Raw genomic sequence first — 9,709 nt, 5'->3', positions numbered from 1 at the left:
AACGCCGCCGCGAACACCGGGAACACCCCATACAACTCCCGACCCATCCCCAGACGCTGCGCACCCTGACCGGTGAACATGAACGCCGTCCGGCCGTCGGTCGCCTGCGTACCGGTGGTGTCGTCGTTCGCGACTTCTTCCAGGGCACACAGCAGTTCTTCGCGGTCGCGCCCGGTCACGGCGGCGCGGTACTCGAAGGCCGTGCGGGCGGTCGCGAGCGAGAAGCCCACGTCCACCGGTGACAGTTCCGGCGACGCCGCCACCTGCTCACGCAGCCGCGCGGCCTGGGCGCGCAGTGCCGCCGGGGACTTCCCCGACACCACCCACGGCACCACGGAAGCGCTGTCCGGCGCCGCAGGGGCCGAGCTCTGGGGTTCGTCGTCGGTTTCCGGTGCCTGTTCCAGGATGGTGTGTGCGTTGGTGCCGCTGATCCCGAACGCGGACACACCGGCCCGGCGCGGCGCGCCGGTCTGGGGCCAGGGCCGGGCCTCGGTCAGCAGCTCGACCGCGCCCGCCGACCAGTCGACGTGCGGGGACGGCTCGCCGGCGTGCAGGGTCGCGGGCAGTACGCCGTGACGGATCGCCATCACCATCTTGATGACGCCGGCCACACCGGAAGCGGCCTGCGTGTGACCGAGGTTGGACTTCAGCGCCCCCAGCCACAACGGCCGCTCCACGGAACGCCCCTGACCGTACGTCGCCAGCAGCGCGCCCGCCTCGATCGGGTCACCCAGCGTCGTCCCGGTGCCGTGCGCCTCCACCGCGTCCACATCGGCCGTGCCCAGGCCGGCGGATGCCAGCGCGGCCCGGATCACCCGCTGCTGCGAAGGACCGTTCGGCGCACTCATCCCGTTGCTCGCGCCGTCCTGGTTGATCGCGCTGCCCCGGATCACGGCGAGCACCCGGTGCCCGTTGCGCCGCGCGTCGGACAGCCGCTCCAGGAGCAGCATTCCGGCACCCTCGCCCCAGCCGGTGCCGTCCGCCTGCGCGGAGAACGCCTTGCACCGGCCGTCGCGGGCCTGGCCGCCCTGGCGGCTGAAGTCGACGAAGAGGTTGGGAGTCGACATCACGGTGGCACCGCCGGCCAGCGCCATCGAGCACTCGCCCCGGCGCAGCGACTCCGCCGCCAGGTGCAGCGCCACCAGCGACGACGAGCAGGCCGTGTCGACCGTCACCGCCGGGCCCTCCAGGCCCATGGTGTACGCGATGCGACCGGAGGCGATGCTGCCGGAGCTGCCGCTGCCGATGTACGCCTCCAGGTCCTCCGGCACCTGTGGCAGCCGCATGCTGTAGTCCTGGTACATCAGGCCCGCGAACACGCCGGTCGGGCTGCCCTTCAGCGAGACGGGGTCGATGCCGGCCCGTTCGAAGGCCTCCCAGGAGGTCTCCAGAAGCAGCCGCTGTACCGGGTCCATCGCCAGCGCCTCGCGCGGCGAGATGCCGAAGAAGGCGGGGTCGAAGTCGTAGGCGTCGTAGAGGAACGCGCCCTCGTTCGCGTAGGACTTGCCGGGCAGGCGGCCCGTCGGGTCGTACAGGTCGTCGACGTCCCAGCCGCGGTCGGTCGGCATCGCGGCCATCGCGTCCGTGCCCTGGGACACCAGCCGCCACAGGTCCTCCGGGCTCCGCACGCCGCCGGGGAACCGGCAGCTCATGCCGACGACGGCGATCGCGTCGTCGGAGCCGGAACCAGAACCGGAGCCGTCGCCGGCCGGTGAGGCAACCGTCTTCCCGACGGCCGTACGCAGCCGGTCGCCCAGCGCTTCGGTCCGCAGGTATTCGGCGAGCGCCGTGGGGTTCGGGTAGTCGAAGACCAGCGTGGTCGGCAGCCGCAGCCCGGTGGCCGTGTTCAGCCGGTTCCGGAGCTGCACCGACGTCAGCGAGTCGAAGCCGAGCTCCCGGAAGGCCCGGTCCGCGGCGATCGAGTCGGACGAGGCGTGCCCCAGCACGGCCGCGACCAGGGAGCGCACCAGGTCCAGCAGGAAGCGCTGCTGCTCGGTCCCGGTCTGCCCGGCGAGACGCCGCGCGAGCGAGTCCGCGCTGTCCGCCGGCGTCCCGGCCTCGACCGTGCGGCGGGCCGGGGTCCGTACCAGTCCCTGGAGCAGGGCCGGGACGGAGCCGGTGGCGGCGCCCGCCCGCAGCGCGGCGGTGTCCAGCAGCATGGGCACCAGCAGCGGCTCGTCCACTGCCGCGGCGGCGTCGAACAGCACCATGCCCTGGTCGGCGGAGAGCGGGGCGACACCCGAGCGGGTGGAGCGCGCGGTGTCCTCGGCGTCGAGGTGGCCGGTCATGCCGCTGCGGTCGGCCCACAGGCCCCAGGCCAGCGACTGGCCGGCCAGGCCGCGCGCCCGGCGGTGGCGGGCCAGGGCGTCCAGGAACGCGTTGGCCGCGGCGTAGTTGGCCTGGCCGGGACCGCCGAGGACGCCCGCCGCGGAGGAGTACAGCACGAAGCCGGACAGGTCCAGGCCGGCGGTCAGCTCGTGCAGGTTGACGGCCGCGTCGACCTTGGGGCGCAGCACCCGGTGCAGCTGTTCGGGGGTCAGCCCGTTCACGACGCCGTCGTCCAGCACACCGGCGGTGTGCACGACCGCGGTGAGCGGGTGCGCCTGGTCGATGCCGGCCAGCAGCGCGGCCAGGGCGTCGCGGTCCGCGGCGTCGCAGGCGGCCAGGGTGACCTGGGCGCCGAGCGCCGTGAGCTCCGCCCGCAGTTCGTCCGCGCCGTCGGCCCCGGGGCCGCGGCGGCTGGTCAGCAGCAGATGGCGGATGCCGTGCCGGGTGACCAGGTGGCGGGCCAGCAGTCCGCCGAGTGTGCCCGTGCCGCTGATCAGCACGGTGCCGTCGCCGTCCCAGCCGAGGGTGTTCCCGGCGGCCGGGGCGGGTACGCGGGCCAGCCTGGCCGCCCGTACGGCGCCCTCGCGGATCGCCAGTTGGGGCTCGCCGGTGGCCACCGCGGCGCGGAGGGCCCGTACGGAGTCCTGGTGCCCGTCGATGTCGACCAGGGTGAAGCGGCCGGGGTTCTCCGTCTGGGCGGAGCGCACCAGGCCCCACACGGTGGCGTGTGCCAGGTCGTGGACGTCCTCGCCCGGCAGGGCGGCGCCGCGGGTGACGAACACCAGCCGGGAATCGGCGAGGCGTTCGTCGCGCAGCCAGGCCTGCACCAGGTCGAGGGCCCGTTCGGCGGCGGCCCGGGCCGCCCCGGCGTCGCACGCGCCGGCTCCGGTCCCGTGGGTGTCCGGTTCGGGGGCGCACGGGACGAGCACGACCTCCGGTGCCGGGCCGCCGGCCGCGTCCAGGGCCGGCAGGTCCAGCGGCGCCAGTCCCGGCAGGGCGCCGAGCCCCAGCCGGTCCGCGCCCCACACGCCCCAGGGGGTGGCGGGCCCGGGGTCGGCGAGCGTCAGCGGGTTCCAGTCGACCCGGAACAGCGCGTCGGTGAGCGCGGCCCGCGCGCCGGAGAGCTGCTCGGGGCGGATCTCGCGCAGCAGCAGCGCGTCGACGGACGCCACCGGCCGGCCGGCCGTGTCGGTGACCCGGATGGCGACCGCTTCGGGGCCCGCCGGGGACAGCCGTACCCGCACCTCGCCGGCGCCGGAGGCGTGCAGGGTGACGCCCGTCCACGAGAACGGCAGTCGCCCGTTGCCGCTGCTTCCGTCCTCCCCGGACTCGAACAGCGGCCCGAGCGCGATGCCGTGCAGTGCCGCGTCGAGCAGCGCGGGGTGGAGTCCGTAGGCGCGGGCGCCCTCCTGGTGCTCCTCCGGCAGCCGTACCTCGGCGAAGACGTCGTCACCGAGCCGCCAGGCCGCGCGCAGGCCGCGGAAGGCGGGCCCGTAGCCGAACCCGTTCTCGGCGTACCGCTCGTAGAGGTCCTGGACGGCCACGGGTTCGGCGCCGGCGGGAGGCCACACGGCGAGGTCGAAGGAGGCCGGTTCGGCGGCGGGGACGACCGTGCCGGAGGCGTGGGCGACCCAGGCGTCCTCCGCTGTGTTCTCCGCGCGCGAGTAGACGCCCACCGTCCGGCGTCCGGTGACGTCCGGCTCGCTGACGGTGACCTGCACCGCCACGCCGCCGGTTCCGGGCAGCAGGAGCGGCGCCTGAAGCGTGAGTTCCTCGACCTGTGCGCAGCCGACCCGGTCGGCGGCCTGCACCGCGAGTTCGAGGAACGCCGTGCCGGGCAGCAGGACGCTGCCGGTGAGGGCGTGGTCGGCGAGCCACGGGGAGGTCTCCAGGGACAGCCGGCCGGTCAGCAGCAGCCGGTCGGAGTCCGCCAGGTGCACGGCGGCACCGAGCAGCGGGTGGTCGGCGGCGCCGAGCCCGGCCGACGCCACGTCCCCGGTTGCCACCGGGGACTCCAGCCAGTAGCGCTGCCGCTGGAACGCGTAGGTGGGCAGCTGGACGCTGCGCGCCCCGGTGCCGGCGAACACCGTGTTCCAGTCCACGGAACCGCCGGCGACGTGCAGTTCGCCGAGGGAGGCGAGGAAGCGGTCGTAGCCGCCCTCCTCGCGCCGCAGCGTGCCGACGGCGACGGCGCCCGCGGCGGCGTCCTCGAAGGTCTCCTGCATCGCCATCGCGAGGACGGGGTGGGGGCTGGTCTCGATGAACGCGGTGTGGCCGTCGGCGAGCAGCGCGCGGACCGCCAGCTCGAACTCGACCGGCCGGCGCATGTTCCGGTACCAGTAGTCGGCGTCAAGTGCGCCGGTGTCCTGCACGGCGCCGGTCACCGTGGAGTAGAAGGGGATCCGCGCGGCGCGTGGCTCGACGGGTGCCAGGTCGGCGAGCAGCCGTTCGCGCAGCGCGTCGACGTGCGGGGAGTGGCTGGCCACCAGCACCCCGGGGACCCGGCGGGCCTTGATGCCGTCGGCGGTGAGCCGGGCCATCAGCTCGTCGAGGGCGTCGGGATCGCCGGCGACCGTCACGGAGACGGGGCTGTTGCCCGCGGCGAGGGAGATCCGGTCGGCCCGGCTCTCCAGCAGGGGCGCGATCCGCCCGGCGGGGGCCAGCACCGAGAGCATGCCGCCCTTGCCCTCGATCTCCAGCGCCGCCCTGCTGCGCAGCGCGACCACCCGGGCGGCGTCCGGCAGCGACAGGGCGCCCGCCACGTAGGCGGCGGCCACCTCGCCCTGGGAGTGCCCGACGACCGCGGCGGGCTCGACACCGTGCGCGCGCCACAGCGCGGCCAGCGACACCATCACGGAGAACAGCACCGGCTGGACGACGTCGATGCGGTCGGCCGGTGGCGCGCCCGCGCCCTCGCCGAGGACGTCGATGACGGACCAGTTCAGATACGGGGCCAACGCCTCGTCGCAGGCGCGCAGTTGTTCGGCGAAGACCGGCGAGGAGGCCAGTAGCGGGCGGGCCATGCCGACCCATTGCGAGCCCTGGCCCGGGAAGACGAACACCGTCTTGCGGCGGCTGTCCGCCAGGCCCTGGACGAGCCGCGCCGCCGGTTCGCCGTCGGCGAGGGCCCGCAGACCGCTCAGGAGCCCGTCCAGGTCCTGGGCGATGACCGCGGCGCGGTGTTCGAGGGAGGCCCGCTCCAGGGCCAGCGAGCGCCCCAGGTCGGCGGCGGCCAGGTCCGGGTGGGCGGCCACATGGTCGAGGAGCCGTCCGGCCTGGGCCCGGAGCGCCTCCGCGGTCCTGCCGGAGACGAGGAAGGGCAGCGCCGGGAGGGTTGCGTGCGGGGCCGGGTCGGCGGTGGCGTCCTCGTCGTCCGCCGGCGTCTCGGGCGCCTGCTCCAGGATCACGTGGGCGTTGGTGCCGCTGAAGCCGAACCCGGACACGGCGGCCCGGCGCGGGGCGCCGGTCTCCGGCCACTCCCGGGACTCCGTCAGCAGCTCGACGCCGCCGGACTCCCAGTCGACCATGGGGCTGCGGTCCTCGGCGTGCAGCGTCTTCGGCAGGATCCCGTGCTGGAGCGCGAGCACCATCTTGATGACACCGCCGACCCCGGACGCGGCCTGGGTGTGCGCGAGGTTGGACTTCAGGGAGCCCAGCCACAGCGGCCGGCCCCCGGGGCGTTCCGCGCCGTAGGTGGCCAGCAGTGCGCCGGCCTCGATCGGGTCGCCGAGCCTGGTGCCGGTGCCGTGCGCCTCCACCGCCTCGACCTCGGCGGCGGACAGCCCCGCGTCGGCCAGCGCGGCGCGGATCACCCGTTGCTGGGAGGGCCCGTTCGGTGCCGTCAGTCCGCTGCTGGCGCCGTCCTGGTTGACGGCCGAGCCACGGATCACGGCGAGCACCCGGTGCCCGTTGCGCCGGGCGTCGGACAGCCGCTCCACCAGGAGCATGCCGACGCCCTCGCCCCAGCCGGTGCCGTCCGCCCGCGCGGAGAACGCCTTGCAGCGGCCGTCGGAGGAGAGCGCCCGCTGCCGGGCGTACTCGACGAACGCGACCGGGGTGGACATCACCATGGAGCCGCCGACCAGGGCCAGCGAGCAGTCGCCGCGGCGCAGCGCCTGCGTGGCCAGGTGCAGTGCCACCAGCGAGGACGAGCAGGCCGTGTCCACGCTGACGGCGGGCCCTTCGAGACCGAAGGTGTAGGAGATCCGGCCCGAGGCGATGCTGCCGGAACCGCCGGCGCCGAGGTAGCCCTCGACGTCCTCGGGCACCGTGGTCAGCCGGGAGCCGTAGTCCTGGTACATCACGCCCGCGTACACACCGGTCCGGCTGCCCTTGAGCGAGGTCGGGTCGATGCCGGCCCGCTCGAAGGTCTCCCACGCGGTCTCCAGCAGCAGCCGCTGCTGGGGGTCCATGGCCAGTGCCTCACGCGGGGAGATGCCGAAGAATCCGGGGTCGAAGTCGTACGCCCCGTCGAGGAAGGCCCCCTCCTCCACGTAGCTCTTGCCCCGGGCGTCCGGGTCGGGGTCGTACAGGGCCTTGATGTCCCAGGCCCGGTTCCCGGGCATCGGGCCGACCGCGTCACGCCCCTCGATCAGGAGCCGCCACATGTCCTCCGGGGTTCGGACGCCCCCGGCGTAGCGGCAGCTCATGCCGACGATCGCGATGGGCTCGTGGTCCCTTTCCTCGATCTTCTGCAGACGCTGGCGCGTGCGGTGCAGATCCGTCGTCACACGCTTGAGGTAGTCGCGAAGCTTGTCTTCGCTCACGGTGCTCACCGTTCAACCGCCGCTTTCTTCAGGAAAGGCCGAGTTCGTTTTCGATGAAGTCGAAGATCTCGTCGTCGGACGCCGAATCGAGTTCGGCTGTCGCGAGTTCGCCCACCGCGTCCTGGGCGTGGCCCAGCTTCGACAAGAGGTCCTGCAGGCGGGTGGTGAGTCTGGTCCGGGCGGCCTCGTCCGCGGCCACCCGCGGCAGGTCCTGCTCCAGTCGGTCGAGTTCGGGGAAGACCAGCGGGGCGGCCGCCGGCTCGGCCGGAGTGACCGAGTCCGCGAGGTGTTCCGCGATCGCGCTCGTCGTCGGGTAGTCGAAGAGCAGGGTGGCGGGCAGCCGCAGTCCGGTCACCCTGTTCAGCTGGTTGCGCAGTTCGACCGCGGTGAGCGAGTCGAAGCCCAGCTCCAGCAGCCCGCGGTCGACGTCGATCGCGTTCGGGTCGGTGAACCCGAGGACGGTCGCCGCCTGGGACCTGACCAGGTCCAGCAGCAGCCGGCCACGCTCGGCCTCGGGCAGTCCCGCCAGCCGTCGCATCAGCCCGTCGGCGGCATCGGCGGCCGTGCCGCCGCCGGCCGTGGTGCGGCGGGCCGTCGGCCGGGCGGGGGGCCGGACCAGACCGCGGAGCAACGGCGGCACGGGGCCGGGGCCGTTGCCCCGGGCCGCGGTGTCCAGCCGCATCGGCAGCACCACCGGCGCGTCCAGCGTCCGTGCCGCGTCGAACAGCGCGGCGCCCTCGGCGGAGGAGAACGCGACGATGCCGCCGCGGGCCAGCCGCGAGAGGTCCGCGTCGGCCAGCTTTCCGGTCATGTCGCTGCGCTGCTCCCACAGCCCCCACGCCATCGACTGGACGGGGAAGCCCTGGGCGCGGCAGTGGGTGGCGTAGGCGTCGAGGAACGCGTTCGCCGCCGCGTAGTTGCCCTGGCCCATGCCGCCGAACGTGCCGGCGATGGAGGAGAACAGCACCAGGGCGGAGAGCCCGAGGCCGCGGGTCAGTTCATGCAGGTTGACCGCCGCGTCCACCTTGGGCCGCAGCACCCGGTCGACCCGTTCGGAGGTGAGCGAGCCGACGACGCCGTCGTCCAGCACACCGGCGGTGTGCACGACCGCGGTGAGCGGGTGCGCGGCGCCGACGCCGGCCAGCAGCCGGGCCAGGTCCGCGCGGTCCGCGACGTCACAGGCGGTCAGGGTGACGTCGGCGCCGAGCGCCGTGAGTTCGGCGCACAACTCCTTCGCGCCGTCGGCCTCCGCGCCGCGCCGGCTGGTCAGCAGCAGATGGCGCACGCCGCACTCGGCGACCAGATGGCGTGCCATCACGCCGCCGATGACACCGGTGGCACCGGTGACCAGTACTGTGCCGGCGCCCCAGCCAGCGGCCGACGGCTCGGCGGGGCCGGGCTGCGCGGGTACGCGTGCCAGCCTGGCGGCCCGTACCGAGCCGCCGCGCAGTGCCAGCTGCGGCTCGTCACCGGCGAGTGCCCGCAGCAGCGCGGGCAGGCTGTCCGGGGCCGTCGCGTGGTCGGTGCCTTCGACGTCTTCGGTGCCTTCGGTGCCTTCGGCGTCGAGGTCGACCAGGACGAACCGGTCCGGGTTCTCGGACTGTGCGGAGCGGACCAGTCCCCAGACCGCGGCGTGCGACAGGTCGGTCACCTGCTCGCCGGGCCCTGCGGCAACGGCGCCGCGCGTGAGGAAGACCATCCGCGACGCGGCGAACCGCTCGTCGGCCAGCCACCCCTGGACCAGCCCCAGCGCCCGGTCGAGGGCCGCGCGCACCGATGCGGCGAGACCCCCGGCCCCGGCGGACTCCGAGGGGTGCGCGGACTGCGGCGGGCAGGTCACGAGTACGACCTCGGGCGGTGCCGCCAGGTCCGTGGCGGCTGCCAGGGCGTCCAGGTCCGGGTAGGCCCGCAGCCCCGGTCCGGCCGCCACGCCGAGGCCGTCGTCACCGATCAGGGCCCAGCCCGTCGTGGCGGTGGGTGCGTCGGTGTTCGGCTGGAGCTCGGTCCAGTCCAGCACGTACAGGGAGTTGTCCGTGGCGGGAGTGCCCAGCTGTTCGGGCCGCGCCCGCAGGGCGAGCGAGTCGATGGTCGCCACCGGCCGGCCGATCGGGTCCGACAGGGTCAGCGACACCGTGTCGGAGCCGACGGGAGTCAGCCGTACCCGCACCTCGCCGGCGCCCGAACCGTGCAGCGTGACTCCCGCCCAGGAGAACGGCAGCTTTCCTCCGCCGAGTTGCAGCGACGAGCTGAGGGCGATGCCGTGCAGCGCGGCGTCGAGCAGGGCCGGGTGCAGTCCGTACGCACCGGCGGGCGCCTGCTGTTCCTCGGGGAGCCGCACCTCGGCGTACACGGCGTCGCCGGCCAGCCAGGCCGCCCGGATGCCCTGGAAGGCGGGGCCGTAGCCGAAGCCGCCCTCGGCGAAGCGCTCGTACAGATCGCCGACCTCGATCGAGGTGGCGCCTTCCGGCGGCCAGACGCCTTGCAGGTCGTACGAGCCCTCCTGCGCGCCCACACCGACTTCGCCGCTGGCGTGGCGGGTCCAGGGCTGGTCGGGGTCGGTGTTCTCGGGTCGGGAGTGGATGGTGATCGGGCGGGTGCCGTTGTTCTGGGGGGCT

At 74.6% G+C, this 9,709-nt stretch carries 2 protein-coding genes; both read right to left on the bottom strand.

Going from position 1 to position 9,709, the window contains the following annotated elements; all coding sequences use genetic code 11:
- A partial coding sequence (locus ACIQIB_RS38895) for a type I polyketide synthase (RefSeq protein ID WP_400764125.1) occupies positions 1-7,094 on the bottom strand: 7,094 nt, incomplete at its 3' end.
- 28 nt (positions 7,095-7,122) lie between these two features.
- A partial coding sequence (locus tag ACIQIB_RS38890; protein ID WP_400764124.1) for a type I polyketide synthase occupies positions 7,123-9,709 on the bottom strand: 2,587 nt, incomplete at its 5' end.

Origin of the sequence: Kitasatospora sp. NPDC092286, from assembly GCF_044755565.1 — a bacterium.
Classification (GTDB): domain Bacteria; phylum Actinomycetota; class Actinomycetes; order Streptomycetales; family Streptomycetaceae; genus Kitasatospora.
This window is presented reverse-complemented; position numbering and strand designations above follow the sequence as displayed.